Source organism: Streptomyces sp. AC602_WCS936, assembly GCF_019049125.1.
Taxonomy (GTDB): Bacteria; Actinomycetota; Actinomycetes; order Streptomycetales; family Streptomycetaceae; genus Streptomyces.
The window spans coordinates 23,774-47,815 of sequence record NZ_JAGMUF010000114.1 but is presented as its reverse complement, the minus strand read 5'-3'; the positions used below and the strand labels follow the sequence as shown (position 1 = coordinate 47,815).

Sequence of the window (24,042 nt, the reverse complement as noted above, 5' to 3'; positions counted from 1 at the left end):
CCGCCCCAGCGGCACGACTGCCCGCAGCTAGGGGGCACGGCGACTGCCCGCAGCTAGGGCGGGGGGGCGGCATCAGGCGCGGATGATGGTCAGGGCCTCGTCGCGGATTTTCGTCATCGTCGCCTCGTCGCGAGCCTCCGCGTTCAGGCGGAGCAGGGGCTCGGTGTTGGAGGGGCGGACGTTGAACCACCAGTCGGCCGACGACACGGTGAGGCCGTCGAGGTCGTCCAGGGTGACGTCGTCGCGGCCCTCGTAGGCGGCCCTGATGGCGGCGAGCCGGTCGGCCTGGTCGGCGACGGTGGAGTTGATCTCGCCCGAGCCCGCGTAGCGGTCGTACTGGGCGACCAGGGCGGACAGGGTGCCCGGCTGGCCGCCGAGGGCGGCGAGGACGTGGAGGGCGGCCAGCATGCCCGTGTCGGCGTTCCAGAAGTCGCGGAAGTAGTAGTGCGCGGAGTGCTCGCCGCCGAAGATGGCGCCGGTCCTGGCCATCTCGGCCTTGATGAAGGAGTGGCCCACGCGGGTGCGTTCGGGCGTGCCGCCGTTCTCCCGCACCACCTCCGGGACGGACCAGGAGGTGATCAGGTTGTGGATGACGGTGCCCTCGCCGCCGTTGCGGGCGAGCTCGCGGGCGGCCACGAGAGCGGTCACGGCGGACGGGGAGACCGGGTCGCCGTTCTGGTCGACGACGAAGCAGCGGTCGGCGTCGCCGTCGAAGGCGAGGCCGAGGTCGGCGCCCTCCTCGCGGACGCGCTGCTGGAGGTCGACGAGGTTGGCCGGGTCGAGCGGGTTGGCCTCGTGGTTGGGGAAGGTGCCGTCCAGCTCGAAGTACATGGGCACGAGGTCGAGGGGCAGGCCGGTGAAGACCGAGGGGACCGTGTGTCCGCCCATGCCATTGCCCGCGTCGACGACCACCTTCAGGGGGCGGATGGTGGTGAGGTCGACGAGGGAGCGCAGGTGGGCCGCGTAGTCGGCGAGGGTGTCTCGGCGGGTGACCGTGCCGGGGCGGGACGCCGGCTCCGGGGCGCCGGTCTCGCTCCAGCGCTCCACGGACGCGCGGATCTCCGCGAGGCCCGTGTCCTGGCCGACGGGGGCGGCGCCCGCGCGGCACAGCTTGATGCCGTTGTACTGGGCCGGGTTGTGCGAGGCCGTGAACATGGCGCCCGGCAGGTTCAGCGCGCCGGAGGCGTAGTAGAGCTGGTCGGTGGAGCACAGGCCGATCTCGGTGACGTCGGCGCCGCGGGCCGCCGCCCCGCGCGCGAAGGCGCCGGACAGGCCGGGGGACGAGGGCCGCATGTCGTGGCCGACCACGATGGCGCTCGCGCCGGTCAGCTCGACGAACGCGGCGCCGAACAGCTCGGCCAGCGACTCGTCCCACTGGTCCGGCACCACACCGCGTACGTCGTACGCCTTCACGATCTGCGACAGATCAGCAGCCACGGCCAACCTTCCTGAAAGTCCTGTCGGAGCCCACAAACTACCCGCAACCGCCGACCGGGCGCCGTGGGGTTCTGGAAGGTCAGGGCAGCATCCAGCCCAGGACCGGCGTCGACTGCCCGACCACGATCAGGCACATCACCAGCAGCAGGCCCAGGCTCCAGGGCAGCACCTTGCGCAGCAGGTCACCCTCGCGGCCCGCGAGACCGACGGCCGCGCAGGCGATGGTGAGGTTCTGCGGGGAGATCATCTTGCCGAGCACGCCGCCCGAACTGTTCGCGGCGGCGAGCAGCTCCGGCGACAGACCCGACTCCCGCGCAGCGGTCACCTGGAGGGCGCCGAAGAGCGCGTTGGCGGAGGTGTCGGAGCCGGAGACGGCGACGCCGAACCAGCCCAGCACCGGCGACAGGAAGGCGAGGCCGGCCCCGGCCGCCGCGACGAAGTGGCCGATGGTGGCGGCCTGCCCGGAGAGGTTCATGACATAGGCGAGGGCCAGCACGGAGGTCACGGTGAGGATCGCGAACCGCAGCTCGTGCACGGTCGCGAGCCATTCCCTGACCGCCACGCGCGCGTGCACGCCGAGGACGACGGCCGTGGCGACCCCGGCGAACAGCACGAGCGTGCCGCCGGTGGACACGATCGGCAGGGAGAAGACGTTGCCGCCGACGGGGTTGCCCTCCGGGTCGGCGACGTCCAGGAACGGCCAGTCGTAGCTCTGCGTCGCCTTCGCCAGCCAGTCCTTGACCGCCGGGATCTGCGCGACGGAGAAGACGGCGACGATCAGGGCGTAGGGCGCATAGGCCCGTACGACCTCCCGGCCGGTGTCCTCCTCGTCCAGTTCCTCGCTCCGTGCGCCGGTGAGGACGGCCGCCCGTACGGGCTCGGCGGCGGGGCGGCGGGAGTGCGGTACGGCGACCAGGGCGGCGGCACCCAGGAGGGCGGCGCCGATGTCGGCGAGCTGGGCGGAGACGTAGTTGGAGGCGACGAACTGGGCGACGGCGAAGGCGACGCCGCAGGCCAGCGCGGGCGCCCAGGTTTCGCGCAGCCCGCGCCGCCCGTCCACCAGGGCGACCAGCAGCAGCGGCACGACGAGGGCCAGCAGGGGCGTCTGGCGGCCCACCACGGAGGCGACGTCGTCCAGCGGCAGCCCGGTGACCTGGGCCAGCGTCACCACGGGGGTGCCCATCGCGCCGAAGGCGACCGGGGCGGTGTTGGCGACGAGCGAGACGACGGCGGCGCGCACCGGGTCGAAGCCGAGCGCGACGAGCATGACCGAACAGATCGCGACGGGCGCCCCGAACCCGGCGAGGGCCTCCAGCAGCGCGCCGAAGCAGAAGGCGACGACCAGGGCCTGGATGCGCGGGTCGTCGGACAGCCGCCCGAAGGAGCGGCGGAGGATGTCGAAGTGCCGGGTGCGGACGGTCATGCGGTACACCCACAGGGCGTTCACGACGATCCACAGGATGGGGAAGATCCCGAACACGGCGCCCTGTACGGCGCTGGAGGCCGTCTGGTCCAGTGGCATGCCGTACGCGAGCCAGGCGACGAGTACGGCCGCCAGGAGGCCGGTGAGGCCCGCCAGGTGCGCCTTCATGCGGACGCCGCCCAGCAGGACGAGGACGATCACCAGGGGCAGGGCCGCCACCAGCGCGGACAGGCCGAGCGAACCGGCGACGGGTTCCAGTTCCTGGACGTACACGGGCGCCTCCCCGGATTCCGCCATGCGAAAGCGGTTTCTCGCGACTCCCGGAATGGTCGTGTCCGCGACAAGGTGGCGTCAATGGGTGTGCGGTAAACGGATCTGCAGCAACGGTTCGGCGCGGGAGGGACTGAGGTGGCGTCAGTTGTCCGGCGAGCGCAGCACGCGCAGGTGGCCGCGGCGCGCGACCTCCATCGGGTCGGCCGTGCGGGGACCACCACCGGCCTCCGCCGCCCGCTCCTGGGGGCGGGCCGCCTCGCGGACCGCGTTGGCGAGCGCTTCCAGGTCGTCACCGCTGGGGCGGGCCGGGGCAGAGCCGTCGAGGAGGCGGACGACCTCCCAGCCGCGCGGGGCGGTGAGGCGCTCGGAGTGCTCGGCGCACAGGTCGTAGCAGTGGGGTTCGGCGTAGGTGGCGAGCGGGCCGAGGACCGCGGTCGAGTCGGCGTAGACGTACGTCAGCGTCGCGACGGCGGGACGGCCGCAGGCGGTGCGCGAACAGCGACGTACAGGGCTCACGATGTTGGACGGTACCGCACTCTTGAGCGGGCCGCGACGACTCTCCACCAGGTCACACCACCGTGTCGTGGTGTGAAACGGGACACACCGCCCTCCGGGCACCCCTCATTGACCTGCGCGGACGACCTGGGCCGGGCTGCCGACCGGATCGGTGAGCGGTCGCGAAACGATGCGAACAGTGACATTTGCCTGGAGATCGGCGGTCGCGGAGAGATACGGAATCGAGCCCAAGCTTGGCTGGAATGGTCATTCGGCGACATGCGTGCGGAAGGCTGCGCGGAGCGTGGGCGGAGGGCGGGCGGAGGGCTGCGGCGCTCCTCCGGTCTGCGTGTGCGGTCCGGCGTGCGGAACCGGCGAGGACTACCCTTCACCAGTGATGGACAACCCCGTGACGCCCCGTGACGCCGGCCGGCCAGGGCCCCGCAGCCGTGATCGCCACGGCCGGGGCATGCGCGGCCCGATCGCGCCCCCTCAGGTACCGCTCGCCGCGAGCCGCGGCGAGGTGTTCGCGGACCTCGTGCAGGACTCCGTGGAACGCCTGGAACGGCGGTGGCCGCAGCTCGCCGACATCGATTTCCTCGTCCTCGACGTGCCGCGGCTGGACGGCGGCGGGGCCGGGGAGGCGTGGAGCGACGAGGCCGTGCCGCTCGGCGGGACGGTGCCCTCGCGGGACGGGCGGCGGGGACGGGTGGTCGTGTACCGGCGGCCGGTCGAGATCCGGACCAAGGGGCGGGACGAGCGGGCGGCGCTGGTGCACGAGGTCGTCGTGGAGCAGGTGGCGGAGCTGCTGGGGCTGACGCCGGAGACGGTGGACCCTCGGTACGGAGAGGACTGAGCGGTGCGGGGCCGTCACTGCTGCAGGACGCTCAAGTCCTCCTCCGCCTTCGGTACCGAGACCATGCCCCGGTCGTCCGGGAGGGGCTGCACCGTGAAGGACGCCACGTCGTCGTCCTCGCCGGTCAGGGTGCGTGAGGCGTACGCCGGGCCGCCCGAGACCGTCTCGACCGTCAGGGCGTAGGCGCCCTCGAGTCCGGCCGGGACCGGCGCCTCGACGTTCTGGGTCGTGCCGCCCTTGATCGTGAACGTCCTGCTCGCCGTCGTGCCGCCCTCGGTGCCCGCCGACGCCGTGACCTTGACCTTCGCGGCCTGTTCCGGCGCGGTGATGGACAGTGTCGTGCTCTTGGCCCGGTTGTCCGCGGCCGTCGCGCGGGCGCCGACCGGGTCGGAGGCCGGGATGAACGCCGACTCCTGCTCACCGCCCTCGCCCCGCACGACCCGGACCGCGGCCACGACCGGCACGGAGCCGCTCGTCGGCGTCAGCACCAGCGAACCGGCCTCGCCGCGCGTGACCTCGCCGAGGTCGACGCCGGTCGTCATGCCCGCCTTGACGTGCACGGTCTCGTGCCCGGCGGGCGTGATCGTCCCGGACGGCGAGGCGAGCCGCACCTTCAGGTCGGCGTCGCTGCCACCGGGCGTGAACAGCACCAGGCGGACGGCTGTGGCGTCCTTGGGGATGCCCGGCAGCACCAGCTCGCCCGCCGGGTCCGCGGCGGCGGTCAGCCAGTCGCCGCCGGTCTTGTCGTCCAGGGCCTGCACCGCGGCGCCGAGCCGGCCGCTGCGCACGCCGACGTGCACGGTCACGTCGGTCTGCTCCTCGTCGCTGAGCGTGGACAGCAGGAGGGACTCGCTGGAGTTGGGCGGAACGGTGATGCCCTCCCCCACCGTGGACTTCAGGGCGCCGTCCTTGCCGTACAGCTCGATGTCGACGACGGCCGCGGAGTCGTCGGGGTTCGTGAGGTGCACGTAGTCGGTACGGCCGGTCGCCGTGCTGGCGCCCGGGAACCAGAACTCCGTGTCCGGCGCCGTGCACGTGAGACCCAGCAGTCCGCGGCCCGTCCCGGCGGCGACCTCGGTGGTCTGCTGAACGGTCCAGCCGGGGGCGTGACTTCCCTCGGCGGTGCCGATCAGCGCGGGCGTGTCGGCGCCGGAGGCCTTGCCGGCGACGGGCGTGCCGGGCTCCTTGGGCTGTACGACGGGCTTGCCGGCCTTGTCCCCGGACTTCTCGTCCTTGTCGTCCTTCTCCTCCCCCTTGTTGCCGTCCTTCTCGTCCTTCGACTCGGCCGTCGCCGCCTTGAGCGCGGCCGTGCCCTTCTCGTCGGCGCCCTTGGTGACGGGCGTGAAGGAGGTGTACGACGTCTCGGCGAGGTCGGAGTTGCTGGGCGCCGGGCAGAGCAGGCTGGTGCGCTCCACGGGCAGTACGGCGGCCGGCTCGGCGGTGTCCGCGCCGGTGTCGCCCGGTGCGGAGACGGCCGCGAATCCGGTGACGGCGGCGAGCGCCGCGGCGCCCGCGAACAGGGACAGGGTGGTGCGCTTCACTGCTGGCTCCCGTCGGGACGCTCATTGCCGGTGCCGTGGGGGTGGTGGGGCTGGGCGGGGTCGTACGGCGTGTCGTATCCGCCCTGGCCGTACGCCTGACCGTAGGCGGGGTCGTACGCCCCGGCCTGGGACGGGTCGGAGGGATCGCCGTAGGCGTACGGGTCGTACTGCCCCGCCTCGAACCCGCCGCCCTGGCCGCCCGTGCCACCGGGACCGCCCTGACCGCTCTGGTAGGCGTCCGCCTGGTAGGGGTCCCCTTGGTACGGCTGCTGTCCGTAGCCGCCCGCGTCGTACTGCTCCTGGGTGCCGCGGTGTTGCTCGCCGCCGTACGTGCCGTAGGAGCCGTACTCGGCGGGGGCGTACGCCGCCTGGTCCCAGTCGCCGTAGTTCTGCTGCTGCGGCACGGGCACCGGGGCTTCGACGGGCGGCGGCACGACCCCATCACCGTCCGCCGCCTCGGCCGCCGCCTCCGCCTCGGCCTGGGCTCGCAGCCGCCGGGCCCGGCGGCCCTCGCCCTCGACGGCCTGGGCCGGGACGAGCGGTTCGTCGGGCAGGTCGTCGTCGACGTCACGGCGTCTGCCCGGCAGGGCGAGGACGACCAGGACGACGGCGAGGAGGCCCTGGGCCCACAACCAGAGGGTGTGGGTGAGGGGACCGTCGTAGGTGACGTCCAGCTTCCCGCCGACGGCGGGGAGTTCGAAGCCCTGCGCCCAGCCGTCGACCGTGGTGCGGGTGAGCGGCTTGCCGTCCAGGGTGGCCGTCCACCCTTCGGCGGCGGTGTCGGCGAGGCGCAGCACGCGGCCCTCGGGGCCAGACGGGACCTCGGTGTGGATCTCGACGGGGCCGGCCGCGACGGGCTGCGGCTCACCGGCACGGTCACCGTCGCCGGAGCCGTCCTCGGCACCGGCGCCGGCGCCGGCGCCGGCCACGATGGTCGCGCGCGCCACCTCCTGGTCCACCCGCCACAGCCCGCTGCCGTCCTGCTGGCTGAGCCGGCTCAGGCCGGGTGTGGCGTCCAGGACGCGGGTGACCTCGCGGGGCGCGCCCTTGTGGACGAGGACGTAGCGCACGGCGAAGCCGCCGAGCTGGTCGGCCTGGTCGGCGCCGGAACCGGCCACCAGGTTGGCGACGATCTTGTCGAGCCGGCTGTTCCCGCCGTCGCCGGCGGCCACTTCGCCGTCACCGAGGCGGGCACCGGAGCCGCGGACCAGCATGTAGCTCACGTGGGCCGCGGAGTCGCTGTCGAGGACGAGGGTGCGGGCCTGGTCGCGGGTGCGGCTCTCCTCGGCGACGAACGCCGGTACCTGAGTGGGGTCGCGTCGCTCCAGGGGACCGTCGGCGCCCCCGATCATCCAGCCGGCGGCGGCGATCAGCGGGCCGACGGCCGAGGCGAGGGCGATCAGCGCGGCGACCGGCTGGCGCCACCCGAAGCTCTGCTCGGCCACGCGGAAGCGGGCTCCGTCGGCGCCGAGGGTCGCGGCGGCCAGGAGGGCGAGGCCGTAGACGAGGGTGGCGGGGCCGGCCCAGGCGGAGCGGTTGGACAGGACCGCGAAGACCAGGGCGACCACGGCGACGGCCCAGGCCATGCGGATGCCCAGTTGCCGCTCCGAGCGCAGCAGGGCGGCGAGCGCGGCCAGCACGATGCCGATGAGGACCAGCCCGCCGACCGTGCCGGGGCCGCCGGGGCTGGCGCCGAGCAGGTCCAGGGCGGAGGCGGCCGAGGCGCCGTACTCGAGCCCCGCCTCGTCGAAGAAGCCGAACGGCAGCAGCGACAGAGACCAGGGGGCGAGGAGCAGCAGGGGGGTGCCGAGCTGGGCGAGGAAGCGCAGGCCGTACGCCGTGATGTCGCCGCGGCGCAGCACCAGGACGCCGGCTCCGAGGAGCAGCGCGATGGGCCACACGACGGGCGTGAAGGCGGTGGTGATCGTCAGCAGCAGGGCGTACGCCCAGGTGGCGCGCCAGCTTCCGCGGGTGCCGGAGGAGCCCGTCAGTCCGGCCGCGGCGGCGCCCGCGCGGGCGATGAGCGGGAGGAGCACGGCGAGGACGGCGGTGCCGATGCGGCCGCCGGCCAGGGCACCGGTGGCGGCGGGCAGGAACGCGTAGGCGACGGCCGCCCACGCGCGCAGCAGCCGGGAGGGGACCAGCGGGCGGGAGGCGAAGTACGCGGTGGCGCCGGCCAGGGGCACGGAGCAGACCAGCAGCAGGGTGACCGCGAGCCCGGTCGAGCCGAGCAGCAGGGAGGCGAGCGTGGCGACGATCGCGAGGTAGGGCGGCGCGGAGGCGGTGCCGCCGGTGCCCACGGTGTGCCAGGCGTCCGCGTACCGCGACCACAGCTCGCCGGCGCCGGCCGGGGCGGGCAGCAGGGCGCCGCCCGCCAGTGCGCCGCCGCCGAACAGGGCGCGGCAGGCGGCCAGGGAGACGAACAGCAGGATCAGGAAGAGCACCGGGCCGGGCTTGCGGGCGACGCGCTTGAGGCGGGAGAACTGCTCGACCTCGAGGAAGTCGGCGTCGTCGCCGCCGGGTCCGGACTCGATGGCGCCGCCGTGCCGTCCGGCGCCCGCGGCCGCCTCGGCGTCGGAGGCGCCGGCGAGGTTGCCGGCGACCTGTTCGACGGTGACGCGGATGGTCGCGCCGGGCGGCGGGAACAGGGAGCGCAGTTCGTCCTTCTCGACCTGCGGGCGACCGCGTTCGCGCCGTCCGGCGAGGATGCGCTCGGGCCGCAGCAGGACGCCGAGCAGGCCGCGGATCTCGTCGAGGGCCTGGCCGGGGACCTTGCCGACGAGGTAGGCGAGGGTGCGCAGCAGGGTGCCGAGGACCACGCGCAGCAGCACCCAGGGCAGGGCGGCGGTGCGGGTGTTGACGAGGAGGGTGTGGACGGCGCCCGCCTTGTCCACCTTGTGCGGGGAGGCGGTGGTGCGGCCCGCGCAGTCGACGGTGCGTCGCTCGCGGGAGGCCGCCTCGGCGTGGCGTACGACCGCCTCGGGGGCGACGAGGACGCGGAGTCCGGTCGCGTTGGCGCGCCAGCACAGGTCGACGTCGTCGCGCATCAGGGGCAGCCGGCGGTCGAACCCGCCGAGCCGTTCGAAGACGTCACGCCGGATCAGCATGCCGGCGGAGGACACCGACAGGACGGACCGCACGTGGTCGTGCTGGCCCTGGTCCTGTTCGCGGCGGTCCAGGCCGGTCCAGCGGCGGCCGGAGTTGGCGATGGAGACGCCGACCTCCAGCAGTTGCCTGCGGTCGTACCAGCCGCGGAGCTTGGGGCCGACGGCGGCGACGTCGTCGCGGCCGAGTTCGTACTCGTTGTCCACGACGCGCAGCAGCTGGGCCAGGGCGTCGGGTTCGGGGGCGCAGTCGTCGTGCAGCAGCCACAGCCACTGGACCGGTTCTCCGTGGGGAAGCTCCGGCAGGTCGTAGGCGTCGTCGCGCCAGGTGCGGGTGACGGGGTCCCAGCCGCTCGGCCGCCTCAGGTACGGCAGGTCCTCCGGGGTGAGGACGGGTGCGACGCGGGCGGCCTCCTCGACGGCCTGGCCGAAGCCGGTGCGCCGGGCGAGGTGGAGCACGCGGTCGTCGCCGAGGGCTTCGGTGACCAGCCGGGCGGAGTCGTCGGCGCTGCCGGTGTCGGCGGCGACGGCGTACTGGACGGGGCGTTCCTGGCCGAGCAGCCCGGCGAGCGCGTCGGGCAGCCAGCGGGCTCCGTCGTGGGCGACGAGGACCGCGGTCACGACGTGACGCGGGAACTCAGGTGTGGCAGCGAGGTCTTGCTGGGCTGCCGTGTGGCTGTGCACGGACATCGAGGTACGGGCCCCGGTTCGGTGGACTGCGGTGGACGCCCGTGCCTGTTGGGAGTGGCGGGGCGTCTCGGACGAGCGCCCACACTATCGGCTGGGCGGAATGACGGCCCGCCGCCTGTGGACAACCCACCCGTGAGGGGCCGTCACCGCAGTTTCCCGTCGTCGTGTCAGACGGCGGCCTTCTTCAGCCGGCGGCGCTCCCGCTCGCTGAGGCCGCCCCAGATACCGAAACGCTCGTCGTTGGCAAGGGCGTACTCGAGGCACTCGGAGCGGACCTCACAGGCGAGGCAGACCTTCTTGGCCTCTCTGGTGGAGCCGCCCTTCTCGGGGAAGAAGGATTCGGGGTCGGTCTGGGCGCACAGTGCGCGCTCCTGCCAGCCGAGCTCCTCGTCCGCGTCGTCGACCAGCAGTTGCTGCACCAGCTCGGTCATGTGCGCCCCTCGTCTGTCTTTCGCGTCCCCGTGATCCAGCCGTTATCGATTCCGGCTGAACGACACGAGTGAAATTACAAGTGTGCTGCTCCGGGCGAGTCAAGCCGGGATCTGCTATTGGGCCCCTTATTCACTCTGCGGAACCAAGGCCATGCGGAAAGTGTTCAAATCGGCATAAACCTTGACATACCAACGAGACCCACCGGGACACTCACCCCGAGCAGAGTCCGCACCAGGGAGGACGTCCGGGCGTTCGATCCCGTTCCGATACACACGCCGAAGCGAAGCTGATCACATTCGGATCACGGGATCGCAACGGGGGTTGTGCGCCCGGCTTGTGCGCCATGTGTCCTGGAAGCCGCCTGAGCAAACCTTTCACCTGCCAGATGAACCGGATGAGGTGAAACATGTCCCACATAACGGGCATCGAGTTGACAGTGCCGGTGTGAGCCGCTGTCCTTGTGGGCATGCTCGCGAACTTGGCGCTCACCTCGACCCGCACCGCCGGGTCCCACGGTGCTGCCCACGCTCGCTGTAGCTGTTGTTGCTGTTCCGGCTGTTGAGCCCCACCGCGCTCCGGCCGTCGCCCGGGCCCACGCGACCCGTGCCCGTCTCTCCCCGCCCCACCAGGGCGCACTGAGCCATCCCGCGACTCCCGCCCTTCTCCTGTTCTCCTCCTGACTCTCCCGCCGAGGACCCACCCCACCCATGAACAGCGACAGCGACCTCCAGATCGCCGGCGACATCCTCGAAGTCCCCCACCTCCTCCAGGCACCGCGCGAGCACCCGGCCACCGTCGCCGAGTTCGCCGGCCTGGTCCGCTCCCTGGCCGCCGACCGGTCCGCGTGGCAGGACCTCGTCCGGTACGACGCGACGACACGCTGGTACCACCGGCTGCGCACCGGCCCCGGCTACGAGGTCTGGCTCCTGTCCTGGCTGCCCGGCCAGGGCAGCGGACGCCACGACCACGGGCCCTCCTCCGGCGTGTGGACCGTCCTGGAGGGCGCCCTCACCGAGCGCACGGAACGCGGCACGCGCGCGTTGCGACCGGGGACGCAGAAGGTCTTCGCCCCGGGACACGTGCACGAGGTGGTCAACGACGCGCTGGAGCCGGCGGTCAGCCTGCACGTCTACTTCCCGGGCCTGACCGAGATGCCCATGCACTCCCCGCAGTGCTCGGCCACCGCGCGGAGCACGGACACGGGCGCGGTGACGACTGCCTGACGCACTGTCGTACCCGCCTGCAAGACTGGGGCCATGCGCATTGTGGTTCTGGCAGGCGGCATCGGCGGTGCCCGGTTCCTGCGTGGTCTGAAGCAGGCCGCGCCGGACGCGGACATCACGGTCATCGGCAACACCGGGGACGACATCCACCTCTTCGGGCTGAAGGTCTGCCCGGACCTCGACACGGTGATGTACACGCTCGGCGGCGGCATCAACGAGGAGCAGGGCTGGGGACGGGCCGACGAGACCTTCCACCTGAAGGAGGAACTCGCGGCGTACGGTGTCGGGCCCGAGTGGTTCGGCCTGGGCGACCGCGACTTCGCCACGCACATCGTGCGGACCCAGATGATCACCGCCGGGTTCCCGCTGAGCGCGGTGACCGAGGCCCTGTGCGACCGCTGGAAGCCCGGCGTACGCCTGATCCCGATGACCGACGACCGCGTGGAGACCCACGTCGCCGTGGAGCTGGACGGCGAACGCAAGGCGGTCCACTTCCAGGAGTACTGGGTACGACTGCGGGCCTCGGTCCCCGCCGAGGCGGTCGTCCCCGTCGGCGCCGAGCAGTCGAAGCCGGCCCCCGGCGTGCTGGAGGCCATCGCGGAGGCGGACGTCATCCTCTTCCCGCCCTCCAACCCGGTCGTCTCGGTCGGCACGATCCTCGCCGTGCCCGGCATCCGGGAGGCGATCGCCGACGCCGGAGTGCCGGTGGTGGGCCTCTCCCCGATCGTCGGGGACGCGCCCGTGCGCGGCATGGCCGACAAGGTCCTCGCGGCGGTCGGCGTGGAGTCCACCGCCGCCGCGGTCGCCGAGCACTACGGCTCGGGGCTGCTCGACGGCTGGCTCGTCGACACGGTCGACGCGGAGTCCGTCACGCGCGTGAAGGCGGCCGGCATCCTCTGCCGCGCCGTGCCGCTGATGATGACCGACCTCGACGCGACCGCGCAGATGGCCCGGGAGGCCCTGACGCTGGCGGAGGAGGTGCGCGAGGCATGAGCGACGGCGCTCCCGGCTACCGGGTGTGGGCCGTCCCCGGCCTGCCCGAGGTGGCACCCGGCGACGACCTGGCCAAGCTGATCGCGGCGGCCGAGCCCGCCCTCGCCGACGGGGACGTGCTGCTCGTCACCTCCAAGATCGTCTCCAAAGCCGAGGGCCGGATCGTCCGGGCCGCCGACCGGGAGGCCGCGATCGACGCGGAGACGGTACGGGTGGTGGCCCGGCGCGGCACGCTGCGCATCGTGGAGAACCGCCAGGGCCTGGTCATGGCCGCGGCCGGGGTGGACGCCTCGAACACCCCCTCCGGCACGGTCCTGCTGCTCCCCGAGGACCCGGACGCCTCCGCCCGCGTCATCCGCGAGGGCCTGCGCGACGCACTCGGCGTCGACGTCGGCGTGGTCGTCACGGACACCTTCGGCCGCCCCTGGCGGTCCGGCCTCACCGACGTGGCGATCGGCGCCGCCGGCGTCCGCGTCCTGGACGACCTGCGCGGCGGCACCGACGCGCACGGCAATCCGCTCAGTGCCACGATCATCGCCACCGCCGACGAACTCGCCGCCGCGGGCGACCTGGTCAAGGGCAAGGCCGCGGGCCTGCCGGTCGCCGTAGTGCGCGGCCTGCCGCACGCGATCTCCGAGGACGACGGCGAGGGCGCCCGCGCGATGGTCCGCGGCGCACGCGACGACATGTTCCGGCTGGGCACCTCCGAGGCGGTGCGGCAGGCGGTCACCCAGCGCCGCACCGTACGGGCCTTCACCGACGAGCCCGTCGACCCCGGTGCCGTGCGCCGCGCGGTGGCGGCGGCGGTGACGGCACCGGCCCCGCACCACACGACGCCGTGGCGTTTCGTACTGCTGGAGTCCGCGGACTCCCGCACCCGCCTGCTGGACGCGATGCGCGACGCCTGGATCGCGGACCTGCGCCGGGACGGCAAGACCGAGGAGTCCGTCACCAAGCGGATCCGGCGCGGCGACGTCCTGCGCAACGCCCCGTACCTCGTCGTCCCCTGCCTGGTCATGGACGGCTCGCACACCTACGGGGACGAGCGGCGGGACGGGGCCGAGCGGGAGATGTTCGTGGTCGCCACCGGCGCGGGCGTGCAGAACCTGCTGGTCGCCCTCGCCGGGGAGCGGCTGGGCTCGGCCTGGGTGTCCTCGACGATGTTCTGCAGAAGTGTCGTACGGGAGGTGCTGGAGCTGCCGGACGACTGGGACCCGATGGGCGCGGTCGCCGTCGGTCACCCCGCCGGGGAGCCGAAGGCGCGGCCCGAGCGGGACGCGGGGTCGTTCATCGAGGTGCGGTGAGCCGGCCGGCCGAGCCTCTACCCTCGTAGGAGCTCCCTCTCCCTCCCAAGGACCTCACCAGTGGCAGGACGTTTCGCTCCCCGCCCCACGCGCACCACGGTGCGCGGCGGGGAGACCGTCGTACCCCCGGCCGCGGTGCCCCGGCAGGCCGCCGCACCGGGCAAGGTACGGGTGTGGGTGCCGGACGGGCCGCTGGAGCTGGGGCTGGTCCTCGGGCCGCTGCGGCGCGGGCCGGGCGATCCGACCTTCCGCACGATGCCGGACGGGTCGTTGTGGCGGGCGAGCCGGACACCCGCCGGTCCGGGCACCCTGCGGGTCACCTCGCGCGGCGGCGAGGTGCGGGGCGAGGCCTGGGGGCCGGGAGCGGAGTGGCTGCTGGACCGGCTGCCGCGGCTGCTGGGCGCCGACGACGACCCGTCCGCGTTCGTGCCGCGGCACCGACTGCTGGCGCACACCGCGCACCGGCGTCCGGGGCTGCGGCTGACGCGGACCGGACTGGTCCTGGAGTCGCTGATCCCCTCGATCCTGGAGCAGAAGGTCACGACGCTGGAGGCGTACCAGGCGTGGCGGCTGCTCGTACGGAAGTTCGGGGAGCCGGCGCCGGGGCCCGCGCCCGGGCGGATGTACGTCATGCCGGCGGCGCGGACGTGGGCGCTGATCCCGTCCTGGGAGTGGCACCTGGCCGGCGTCGACGACAAGCGGGCGTCGACGATCCTGCGGGCGGTGCGGGTCGCCGCGCGGCTCGAGGAAGCGGCCGGGATGGAGCCGGCGGCCGCGCAGGAGCGGCTGGAGATCGTGTCCGGGATCGGGCCGTGGACGTCCGCGGAGACCGTGCAGCGCAGTCACGGGGCGCCGGACGCGGTGACGGTGGGGGACCTGCACCTGCCGGGGATCGTGGGGTTCGCGCTGGGCGGGGACCGGTACGCGGACGACTCCGTGATGCTGCGGCTGCTGGAGCCTTATGCCGGGCAGCGGCATCGGGCGGCTCGGCTGGTGTTGCTGAGCGGGCGGGTGCCGGGGCGGCGGGCGCCGCGGATGGCTCCGCGGGGGATTGAGCGGTTGTGACGGTGGGGGTCGGCGGGGGTGTGGGTGGGACGCGTGGGCCGGGGTTTCCTTCGCGCCCGGCGTGGGTGTGGTCGTCGGGGGTGGGTCGCGCGGCCCGGCGCGACGGGGTGCCGCTGCGCCCACCCGTGCCGCCCCAGCGGCACGACTGCCCGCAGCTACGGCGGGACAGCCGCGTACGGCGGGAAGGGGACGTGTCGGGGGGTGTACGCCCGCAGCGGTTGGCGCGTCCGCGCCGTTCAGCCCCGTAGCCGACCGATTCCGCGCCGTTCCGAGGACGGGCACCCCCCGGCGCGGCCCCGACCCACCCACAACGGAACCGCGCCACCCGCACCCCCGCCGCCGCAGGCCTACGTGTCGGACGAGAAGCGCAGTGCCGCCGGCGGGATGTGGGCGTCGCACCAGATGCGGGCGCCGGAGCGGAGTTCGTTGTCGGCGCCGATGACCGCACCGTCGCCGATGACCGTGTCCGTGAGGACCGAACGGGTGCCGACGCGGGCGCGCGTGCCGATGAGGGAGTCGGTGATGACCGCGCCGGGTTCGATGACCGCGCCCGGAAGGATCGTGCTGCCGAAGACGCGCGCGCCCTCCGCCACGAAGGCACCCTCTCCGACCACCGTCCCGCCGGCCAGCTTGGCGTCGGGTGCGACGCGTGCCGTGGGCAGGACGAGACGGTCCCCGCAGCGGCCCGGTATCGCCGGGGACGGGGCGCGGCCCAGGACCAGGTCCGCCGAGCCGCGTACGAAGGCCGCCGGCGTGCCCAGGTCCAGCCAGTACGTGGAGTCGACCATGCCCTGGAGGTGCGCTCCGGTGGCCAGCAGTTCCGGGAAGGTCTCCCGCTCGACAGAGACGGGGCGGCCCGCCGGGATCGTGTCGATGACCGAGCGCCGGAAGACGTACGCGCCCGCGTTGATCTGGTCGGTGACGATCTCCTCGGGCGTCTGGGGCTTCTCCAGGAAGGCCAGCACCCGCCCCGTGTCGTCCGTGGGGACCAGCCCGTACGCCCTCGGGTCGGTCACCTTCGTCAGGTGCAGGGAGACGTCCGCGCCCGTCGTCTCGTGGGTGCGGACCAGCGCCCCGATGTCCAGGCCCGTCAGGATGTCGCCGTTGAAGATCAGCACCGGCTCCTCGGGGCCGGAGTGCAGCCGGGACGCCACGTTGCGGATCGCGCCGCCGGTGCCGAGCGGCTCCTCCTCGGTGACGTACTCGAGGTGGAGCCCCAGGGCCGATCCGTCGCCGAAGTACGGCTCGAAGACCTCGGCCAGGTAGCTCGTCGCGAGGACGATGTGCTCGACGCCCGCGGCCTTGGCCCGCGCCAGCTGGTGCGTGAGGAACGGCACCCCCGCCGCCCTGACCATGGGCTTGGGCGTGTGCACCGTCAGCGGACGCAGCCGCGTGCCCTTGCCACCGACCAGGAGGATCGCTTCTGTCACCGTCGTCTCTGCTTCCTGCCGGGACCGGCCGAACTGTCTTTCGGCCGGCCAGTGTATGCAGACCGTTCCTCGGCGCCGTCGGTGGTCGTGCGGTGTGCCGCCCTCAGCGGCCCTGGTACTTCGCCGCCGTCGAGCGGGCCGTGCCGAGCTTGCCGTAGAGCTTCTTGCCTGGGCAGCTCGTGGCGAAGCCGTCACGGTGCCCGGAGATGACGTTCAGTCGTACGTTCTTGCCTTTTCGGTAGAGATTGCCACCACCGGACTTCAGGTATGTCTTTCCGCGCGGATTCATGCCGGAGAGCCCGAGCTTCCACGCGGTGAGCCGGGCGACCGCCTTCACGGCGGCGGACGACGGCTTCTTGGAGCTGTAGGTGCCGAGTACGGCGATGCCCATGCTGTTGGAGTTGAAGCCGTAGGTGTGCGCTCCGAGGACGGCCTTGCTCACTCCCCCGGCCCGTCCCTCGTAGATCTTTCCGCACTTGTCGATGAGGAAGTTGTAGCCGAGGTCGCGCCAGCCCATGCTGTTGACGTGGTAGCGGTAGATACTGCGAATGACTGACGGGGCCTGCGAGCAGCGGTAGTTGTTTCCGGTGGCCGAGTGGTGCACGAAGGCCGCCTTCACCTTCTTCGTGTACACGAACTTCTTCTCGCGCAGCTTCTCGTCGGCGCCCCAGCCGCGGCGCGTGGTGATGCTGGGGCGGGGGCCGGTGTACGGCTTGGATCGCTGCCGTTCCGCCGGGATCTCGTAGGCGTCGATCGGGGCGGAGCCGGCGGTGGTAGTGGCGGTGGTGGTGCGAGGGCCGTCCTCGGGTGCGGGCGGGGCTCCCTCGCCGGGGGCGACGAGTTCGAGGCGCATACCGGTGGGGAGCGCGAAAGCCGTGTGCCGGGCAGTTCCGGCGGTGTGCGAGGCGGTTCGGGCGGCCCCCGGCGCGCTGTCGGGCCGTACCCGGACCTCCACGCCGTCGGACTCGCCCACCCACAGCGGTGCGGTGGCGCCGCGGACGCGGCCCGAGGTGCTCTCGGGGGTGCCGGGGTCGGCGGCGTGGTCGGCGTTGTGGGTTTCCAGCTCCTGCCAGCCGGACCAGACGCCGGTGGCGGCGGCGCGGGTGCGGACCTGGACCTGGCCGTGGAGTTCGGTGGCGGGGTCGTCCCAGACGACGCCGACCAGTGAGAAGTGCGGTACGTCCCGGCGGGGGACGCCCTGTTCGGCAGAGCCGGGGGCGCGGTCCCGGCCCAGGGGGGCGAGGGGCAGCGACTGGGTGCTGCCGGGGACGTACGCCTGGGTCGGCGCCGCTCCTCGGTTCGCGGGGGTGGTTGCCGCCGACGCGGGCGGGGTGAGCGGGAGGGCCAGGGCCGCCGCACACGTGACACCGATCGAGGAAGCAAGGAATCCACGCATGCAAGGGATCGTGGTCATTCATGGACATATCTGTCCAATGGTGAACTGACGGGCCGTAGGGCGTTTTCGTCCGATCCGGTGGCGGTGCGGTACGCCGTACGCCCGGTGCGCGGGGGCGGGCCCGCGTAGGCTTGCGCGGATGAACGCGACCGATCGCACCCCTGCCGACCTGCTGAGTTCCGCGCTCGCCGCGGACCCGGGACGCCCGCTGGTGACCTTCTACGACGACGCCACCGGCGAACGCGTCGAACTGTCCGTGGCCACCTTCGCCAATTGGGTGGCCAAGACCGCGAACCTGCTCCAGGACGAACTGTCCGTCGAACCCGGCGACCGGGTCGCGCTGCTGCTGCCCGCGCACTGGCAGACGGCGGTGTGGCTGCTGGCGTGCGCGTCGGTGGGTGTGGTCGCCGACGTGGCGGGCGACGCCGCGGCGGCGGACGTCGTGGTGAGCGGGCCGGACCCGGAGTCGCTGGAGGCGGCGCGGGCGTGCCCGGGTCCGCGGATCGCGCTGGCGCTGCGGCCGCTCGGGGGGCGGTTCGCGCCGGCCGCGCCGGTGGGCTTCGCCGATTACGCGGTGGAGGTGCCGGGGCAGGGGGACCGGTTCGTGCCGTACGTGCCGGTGGATCCGGAGGCGCCCGCGCTGATCGTGGCCGGGCGGGAGTTCAGCGGGGCGGAGGTCGTGGAGCGGGCTCGGGCGGAGGCGTCGGGGCTGGGGCTCACGGGGCCGGGGGCGCGGATTCTGTCGGGGTTGCCGTACGACACGTGGGAGGGGTTGAGCGCGGGGTTGTACGGGCCGTTGGCGAGTGGGGGGTCGGTGGTGTTGTGCCGGCATCTGGAGCGGGCGGGGGACGGGGTGCTGGATCAGCGGATCGAGGCGGAGCGGGTTTCGGCTACGGCTCGGTGAGGTTTCTTCGGGTGACGGGGGGGCAGCGGGCACCGGCGTTGAACAGGTACCCGCGTGGGTGTGAACGTGGGGTGGGTCGCGCGGCCCGGCGCTGACGGGGTGCCGCCTGCGCCCACCCGTGCCGCCCTAAGCGGCACGAATGCCCGCAGGCTGGGTGGGGGGTGGGCACGCGTGCCCGCAGGCTGGGTGGGGGGTGGGCACGCGTGCCCGCAGGCTGGGCAGGCGCCCCCGCAGGCTGGGTGGGGCAGTCGCGCGCGCCGCAGGCTGGGCAGGGAGGCAGTCGCGCACGCCGCAGGCTGGGCAGGAAGGCAGTCGCGCACGCCGCAGGCTGGGCAGGAAGGCAGTCGCGCACGCCGCAGGCTGGGCAGGAAGGCAGTCGCGCACGCCGCAGGCTGGGCAGGGAGGCGGTCGCGCGCGCCGCAGGCTGGGAGGGGAGACGGGCCCCGTGCCCCGTTCGGCGTAGCCCCGTTCCGTCTTTCGCGTCCGCTCGGGTCATGGTCGTAGGAGCGCACGTGTGCGGGACGGAGGGAGACGTGAGCGACGACGACGCAGGCACGCCCCTCGGGGCGTCCGCGACCGGGGACGGGCTGCGGCGGCGGCGTCGGAGGCGACGGCTGGGGTGGGCCGGGGCCGCGGTCGCCGTGCTGGCCGTCGGCGCCGTGGGGGGCGGATGGGCCGTCTACGCCAAGCTGAGCGGCAACATCACCGCGGACGAGGCGGCGGCCGCCGAACTCGCCCGGTACGAGAAGGAGCGGCCCACCGCGCTGGTCCGCGGCGCGCAGAACGTCCTGGTGATCGGGTCGGACACCCGCTCCGGCGAAGGCAACGCCCGTTACGGGCGCAACGACGGGACCGAGCGGTCGGACACCACGATCCTGCTGCACCTGGCCGCGGGCCGGGACAGTGCCACCGCAGTTTCCCTCCCCCGCGACCTGATGGTGGACGTGCCCGGCTGCCGCCGCTCGGACGGAAAGCGTTCGGAGCCTGTGTTCGCCCAGTTCAACTACGCCTACGAGGTGGGCGGTTCGGCGTGCACGATCCGGACGGTCGAGAAGCTGACCGGCATCCGGATCGACCACCACGTGGTCGTCGACTTCCAGGGTTTCAAGGAGATGGTCGACGCGCTCGACGGCGTCGAGGTGTGCCTGCGCGAGCCGGTGAACGACGAGGCCGCCGAGCTGCGGCTGCCCGCGGGCCGGGTGACGCTCGACGGGGAGCAGGCCCTCGGTTACGTCCGGGCCCGCAAGTCGCTCGGCGACGGCAGCGACACCGACCGGATGGACCGGCAGCAGCGTTTTCTGGGGGCTCTCGTCAACAAGGTGCAGAGCAATGGCGTACTGCTGAATCCCGTGAAGCTGTATCCCGTTCTGGACGCGGCCACTTCCTCGCTCACGACGGATCCGGATCTGGCGAGCCTGCGTGGTCTGTACGACCTCGTACGGGGGCTGCGCGACATTCCCACCGGGCGCGTGCAATTCCTGACCGTGCCGCGGGAGTCGTATGCGGGTGACGCCAATCGCGACCAACTCGTGGAGCCGGACGCGGAGGAGTTGTTCACCCGCCTTCGGACGGACAAGCCCGTGGCGGTCGCGGCGGGGAACGACGGGGACGCGTCGGCCGGCCCCCGGGAGCCAGGAGAATCCGGAGAATCCGGAACCGGTGATTCCCCGGCGCCGACGTTCAGCGGGAACACCGCCGCCGAAGACATCTGCGAGTAAAGCGCATTCCAAGACGGGACGAGCGGTACGCGGAACGGGCACGGAAGTGCGGACAGTTGTCCAATAAATGCGCCGGAATGCCCAGTTGTAAGGTTCGTGGAATGTGTCACGGGCGTCGCCCGGTGAGGAACCGTGGGGCTAATGTGATCGGGCCGGTGTGCCCGGCCACGAGGTGAGTGATGCCCGGGGCCGCGCACTCAGTGAGCCAGACCGGGCGCCTCGAGGGGAGGGCGCCGCGTGGCCCCGACGGAGGATTCGAGCAATCGTGGACGCGCAAGGCCGTGGGCGGGCGGAAGACATAGACCCCGCAGACCAGTGGGTACTCAACCCGCACACCGGTGAATACGAACTGCGACCGCCCCCTTCCGCACCGCAGTCGAGAATTCCGGGCCCCCGCGGCGCCACCCCCGCTCCCCCGTCCACCCCGTCCGCCCCGGGTCGTGAGGTCCCTCCTCCCCGCAGGCGCCGCTCGGCGCCCGAGGAGCCGCCGCCCGGGCGGCGGGGGCGGCGGCGTCCGGCGAAGAAGAAGTCGAAGGGCAAGAAGGTCCTGTTGTGGACCGTCGGCACCATGGCCTTCGTGGTCCTCGCCACGGGCGCGGCCGGGTACCTCTACCTGCAACACCTCAACGACAACATCCAGTCGCTCCCCGACGACGGCGCCGGCACCGGAGGCTTCCGCAAGGACGAGGCGATCAACATCCTCGTCATCGGCACCGACAAGCGCACCGGCCTGGGCAACGAGGGCTACGGCGACACGGGCAGCGCCGGACACGCCGACACCACGATCCTGCTGCACATCGCCAAGGACCGCTCCAACGCCACCGCGCTCAGCATCCCCCGCGACCTGATCGTCGACATCCCCGACTGCCCGACCACGCAGGAGGACGGGACGACGGAGGTCATCCCCGGCTCCACCGGCGTCCGCTTCAACAACAGCCTCGGCCAGAACGGCCGTACGCCCAGCTGCACCATGCGCACCGTCACCGAGCTGACGGGCGTCACGCCCGACAACTTCATGGTGGCCGACTTCAACGCGGTCAAGACGCTGACCTCGGCGATCGGCGGGGTCGAGGTGTGCCTGGCGAAGGACATCAAGGACCCCGACTCGCACCTGGACCTGCCGAAGGGCGAGCACACCATCAAGGGCGAGGACGCCCTGGCCTTCGTCCGCACCCGGCACTCCGTCGGCTTCGGCGGCGACCTGAGCCGCATCGAGCTCCAGCAGCAGTTCCTCAGCTCGCTGATGCGCAAGCTCAAGTCCAACGACACCCTCACCAGCCCCACGAAGATGGTGAAGCTGGCCGAGGCCGCGACCGAGGCGCTGACCGTCGACTCCAAGCTGGACAGCATCGGCAAGCTGAAGGACCTCGGGCTGGAGCTGGGCAAGCTCAACACCAAGAACCTGACCTTCGCCACGGTGCCGGTGCGCGACAACCCGGCCGAGCCGAAGCCGGTGACGGTCGTCCTCCAGGAGGGGCCGGCCCAGCAGGTCTTCGACATGATCAAGAACGACGTCTCCTTCACCGAGGTCAAGAAGAAGGAGTCGGAGAAGGAGAAGAAGGAGAAGGCCGCCGTCGCCGCCCGCCTGAAGGGCGAGAAGTCCGACCCCTCCGAGATCCGCGTCCGCATCCTCAACGGCGGCGCCCCCGGCGGCAGCGCCTCGCAGGAACTGCGCTACCTCCAGAACGAGGCCGGCGTCACCAAGTCCGAGAACGCGGGCAACGCCGATGCCGAGATCGCCAAGACCACCCTCGAGTACGCCCCCGACCAGGCCGACCAGGCCCGCGCCCTCGCCGAGATCCTCGGTCTGTCCGGCGCCGCCATGAAACCCGGCGAGAGCGTCACCAACGCCCAGGGCCTGCCCACCATGACCCTCACCCTCGGCAAGGACTTCAAGGAAGCCGGAGCGAAGCTCAACGCGCCGGCCGAGGTTCCCGAGGGCGCCAAGAAGTCCACGGCGGACAAGGTCGAGTGCGCGAAGTGACCTGACGGGCCCGGCGCGCGTCTGACAGTACGACAGTCCGTCGGCGACGCCGTACAGCCAACAGGGCACCTCGTACGTCCAACTGTGCGAACGGGGAGGGGCCCGGGGCACGTCCGCGGGGACGAGGGTGGGAAGAGGGACATGACGCAGAGCAGTGTGCACGGGGACCGAACACGACCGGGTGCCGCCCGGGGCGGCGGGGACTCCGGGGACGGCGGCCCCGGCCCGGGCAGGCGGGCCGGGCGGCGTCGCACCGGGCGCCGGCACCGCGCGCTGCGATGGTCCGCGACGGTCCTCTCGGTGCTGATACTCGGCACAGCGGGCGCCGGATACCTCTACTACGAGCACCTGAACGGCAACATCCAGAAGGGCGAGCGCAGCAGCGGCGACTCCAAGGCGGACAAGCCCGAGCCGAACGCGGCCGGGCAGACGCCCCTGAACATCCTGCTGATCGGCTCCGACAGCCGCGCCTCCGACGCCAACGTGGCCCTGGGCGGCGGCAGGAACCACCGCGACAACCCGCCCCTGGGCGACGTGCAGATGCTCATCCACCTGTCCGCGGACCGCAAGAGCGCCGCCGTGGTGAGCATCCCCCGGGACACCAGGGTCGACATCCCCGCGTGCACCGACCCGAAGACCGGCGAGAAGTACCCGGCGACCAACGCCATCATCAACGAGTCCCTCGGCCGCGGCGGCGCCGGCTGCACCCTGGCCACCTGGGAGAACCTCACCGGCGTCTACATCGACCACTGGATGACGATCGACTTCGCGGGCGTGGTGGCGATGGCGGACGCCGTCGGCGGGGTCGAGGTCTGCGTCAACCAGAACGTGTGGGACCGTCCGCTGCCCGCCGTGCCCGGCGGTTCCGGGCTGAAGATGACGAAGGGCTCGCACAAGGTCAAGGGCGAGGAAGCGCTCCAGTGGCTGCGCACCCGGCACGCCTGGGGCAGCGACCTGCTGCGTGCCCGTGCGCAGCACATGTACATGAACTCGATGATCCGCACCCTGAAGGACCAGAACATCTTCACCGACACCGGCCGGCTGATGGACCTGGCCGAGGCCGCCACGAAGTCCCTGACGGTCTCGCAGGAGATCGGCACGGTCAAGGAGCTCTACGACCTGGGCATGCAGCTCAAGACCGTCCCCACGGACCGCATCACCATGACGACGATGCCCACCGTCGCGGACCCTCAGGACAAGAACCACCTGCTCCCGGCCGCTGACGCCGAGAAGATGTGGACGATGCTCCGCGAGGACGTGTCCTTCGACGACAAGGGCGGCGAGGGCGGCGAGGGCGGCAACACGGGCGCCGGCGAAGACTCCGCCGCCGAGAAGGACCCGGCCGCCCCCGACGCCGAGATCGGCGTCCTCGTACAGAACGCCACCCGCTCCGCCACCCTCGGCCCGGTCGGCGGCCGGGCGAGCGCGGTCGCCGAGGTGCTGGCGCGGAAGGGGTTCGGCAAGGCGGCCACGGACACCTCGGCCGCCCTCGCCGAGGAGAAGACCGTGGTCCGCCACCCGGGCCCGGAGACGGCGGGGGACGCGCGGCGCGTGGCCGAGGCACTGGGAATCCCGGCGAGTTCCGTGCGCCAGTCCGCGGACGTGTCGGGGATCACGCTCGTGGTGGGAGCTGACTGGCGCTCCGGCACGTCGTACCCGCGACAGGAGAAGCCCGAGGCCGGAGACCTGCCGGACAACAGCGACGCCCTCAACGGCTCGGACACCGGTAAGTGCATGGACGTGTACGCACCCTACCGATGGTAGGAACTCAGGA

General features: G+C 72.8%; 17 protein-coding genes. 9 read left to right on the top strand and 8 right to left on the bottom strand.

The features are described 5' to 3' along the window. Window positions 1–72: 72 nt before the first annotated feature. The 3 genes from KUM03_RS32330 to KUM03_RS32320 all read right to left on the bottom strand — a co-directional run bounded on the left by KUM03_RS32330 (window position 73) and on the right by KUM03_RS32320 (window position 3,697). Complete coding sequence (locus KUM03_RS32330; protein ID WP_217254129.1) at window positions 73–1,437, bottom strand: phosphomannomutase/phosphoglucomutase; 1,365 nt, start codon at window positions 1,435–1,437, stop codon at window positions 73–75. Between the two features lie 79 nt (window positions 1,438–1,516). Then, entirely contained in the window at window positions 1,517–3,133 is a 1,617-nt protein-coding gene (locus KUM03_RS32325; protein ID WP_217254131.1) for an L-lactate permease, read from the bottom strand. A gap of 141 nt (window positions 3,134–3,274) precedes the next feature. Continuing rightward, complete coding sequence (locus KUM03_RS32320) at window positions 3,275–3,697, bottom strand: DUF3499 domain-containing protein (RefSeq protein WP_217254128.1); 423 nt, start codon at window positions 3,695–3,697, stop codon at window positions 3,275–3,277. 328 nt (window positions 3,698–4,025) lie between these two features. On the opposite strand from KUM03_RS32320, the gene KUM03_RS32315 reads away from it, so the two are divergent. After that, entirely contained in the window at window positions 4,026–4,484 is a 459-nt protein-coding gene (locus KUM03_RS32315; protein WP_073729116.1) for a metallopeptidase family protein, read from the top strand. Between the two features lie 14 nt (window positions 4,485–4,498). On the opposite strand, the gene KUM03_RS32310 is transcribed toward KUM03_RS32315, so the two are convergent. The 3 genes from KUM03_RS32310 to KUM03_RS32300 all read right to left on the bottom strand — a co-directional run bounded on the left by KUM03_RS32310 (window position 4,499) and on the right by KUM03_RS32300 (window position 10,250). Next, window positions 4,499–6,025, bottom strand: coding sequence for a DUF5719 family protein (locus tag KUM03_RS32310; protein ID WP_217254127.1), 1,527 nt, complete (start codon window positions 6,023–6,025; stop codon window positions 4,499–4,501). Beyond that, window positions 6,022–9,819 (bottom strand): glycosyltransferase family 2 protein, encoded by a 3,798-nt coding sequence (locus KUM03_RS32305; RefSeq protein ID WP_217254126.1) that lies wholly within the window; start codon window positions 9,817–9,819, stop codon window positions 6,022–6,024. The genes KUM03_RS32310 and KUM03_RS32305 overlap by 4 nt, the downstream gene beginning before the upstream one ends. Before the next feature lie 167 nt (window positions 9,820–9,986). Next, window positions 9,987–10,250, bottom strand: coding sequence for a WhiB family transcriptional regulator (locus KUM03_RS32300; protein WP_003975777.1), 264 nt, complete (start codon window positions 10,248–10,250; stop codon window positions 9,987–9,989). Between the two features lie 708 nt (window positions 10,251–10,958). Here KUM03_RS32300 and KUM03_RS32295 point away from each other — a divergent pair. Genes KUM03_RS32295 through KUM03_RS32280 form a run of 4 tightly spaced genes read left to right on the top strand, consistent with a single transcriptional unit; the run spans window position 10,959 to window position 14,836 of the window. Further along, complete coding sequence (locus tag KUM03_RS32295; protein ID WP_217254125.1) at window positions 10,959–11,474, top strand: cysteine dioxygenase family protein; 516 nt, start codon at window positions 10,959–10,961, stop codon at window positions 11,472–11,474. A gap of 33 nt (window positions 11,475–11,507) precedes the next feature. Continuing rightward, window positions 11,508–12,467 carry a 2-phospho-L-lactate transferase gene (gene cofD / locus KUM03_RS32290; protein ID WP_217254124.1) on the top strand — a complete coding sequence of 320 codons (960 nt, stop codon included), beginning with the start codon at window positions 11,508–11,510 and terminating at the stop codon, window positions 12,465–12,467. Next, complete coding sequence (locus KUM03_RS32285) at window positions 12,464–13,771, top strand: coenzyme F420-0:L-glutamate ligase (RefSeq protein WP_217254123.1); 1,308 nt, start codon at window positions 12,464–12,466, stop codon at window positions 13,769–13,771. The genes cofD and KUM03_RS32285 overlap by 4 nt, the downstream gene beginning before the upstream one ends. 60 nt (window positions 13,772–13,831) lie before the next feature. Then, window positions 13,832–14,836, top strand: coding sequence for a DNA-3-methyladenine glycosylase (locus KUM03_RS32280; protein WP_217254122.1), 1,005 nt, complete (start codon window positions 13,832–13,834; stop codon window positions 14,834–14,836). 347 nt (window positions 14,837–15,183) lie between these two features. Here the strand turns inward: KUM03_RS32280 and KUM03_RS32275 are convergent, their stop codons facing one another. After that, window positions 15,184–16,266 (bottom strand): NDP-sugar synthase, encoded by a 1,083-nt coding sequence (locus KUM03_RS32275; protein ID WP_073729130.1) that lies wholly within the window; start codon window positions 16,264–16,266, stop codon window positions 15,184–15,186. Window positions 16,267–16,369: 103 nt separating this feature from the next. After that, window positions 16,370–17,662 carry an N-acetylmuramoyl-L-alanine amidase gene (locus tag KUM03_RS32270; RefSeq protein WP_217254121.1) on the bottom strand — a complete coding sequence of 431 codons (1,293 nt, stop codon included), beginning with the start codon at window positions 17,660–17,662 and terminating at the stop codon, window positions 16,370–16,372. A gap of 139 nt (window positions 17,663–17,801) precedes the next feature. Here KUM03_RS32270 and KUM03_RS32265 point away from each other — a divergent pair, with 139 nt between their 5' ends. The 4 genes from KUM03_RS32265 to KUM03_RS32250 all read left to right on the top strand — a co-directional run bounded on the left by KUM03_RS32265 (window position 17,802) and on the right by KUM03_RS32250 (window position 24,032). Further along, window positions 17,802–18,566 (top strand): TIGR03089 family protein, encoded by a 765-nt coding sequence (locus KUM03_RS32265; RefSeq protein ID WP_217254120.1) that lies wholly within the window; start codon window positions 17,802–17,804, stop codon window positions 18,564–18,566. A 494-nt stretch (window positions 18,567–19,060) separates the two neighbouring features. Further along, window positions 19,061–20,284: an LCP family protein gene (locus KUM03_RS32260; protein ID WP_217254119.1), complete on the top strand. Its 1,224-nt coding sequence runs from the start codon at window positions 19,061–19,063 to the stop codon at window positions 20,282–20,284. Window positions 20,285–20,549: 265 nt separating this feature from the next. Further along, a complete protein-coding gene (locus KUM03_RS32255; protein ID WP_217254118.1) occupies window positions 20,550–22,268 on the top strand; it encodes an LCP family protein in 1,719 nt (572 codons plus the stop codon). 141 nt (window positions 22,269–22,409) lie between these two features. Next, on the top strand, window positions 22,410–24,032 hold the full coding sequence (locus KUM03_RS32250) for an LCP family protein (protein WP_217254117.1): 1,623 nt from the start codon (window positions 22,410–22,412) through the stop codon (window positions 24,030–24,032). The last annotated feature ends 10 nt before the right edge of the window (window positions 24,033–24,042 follow it).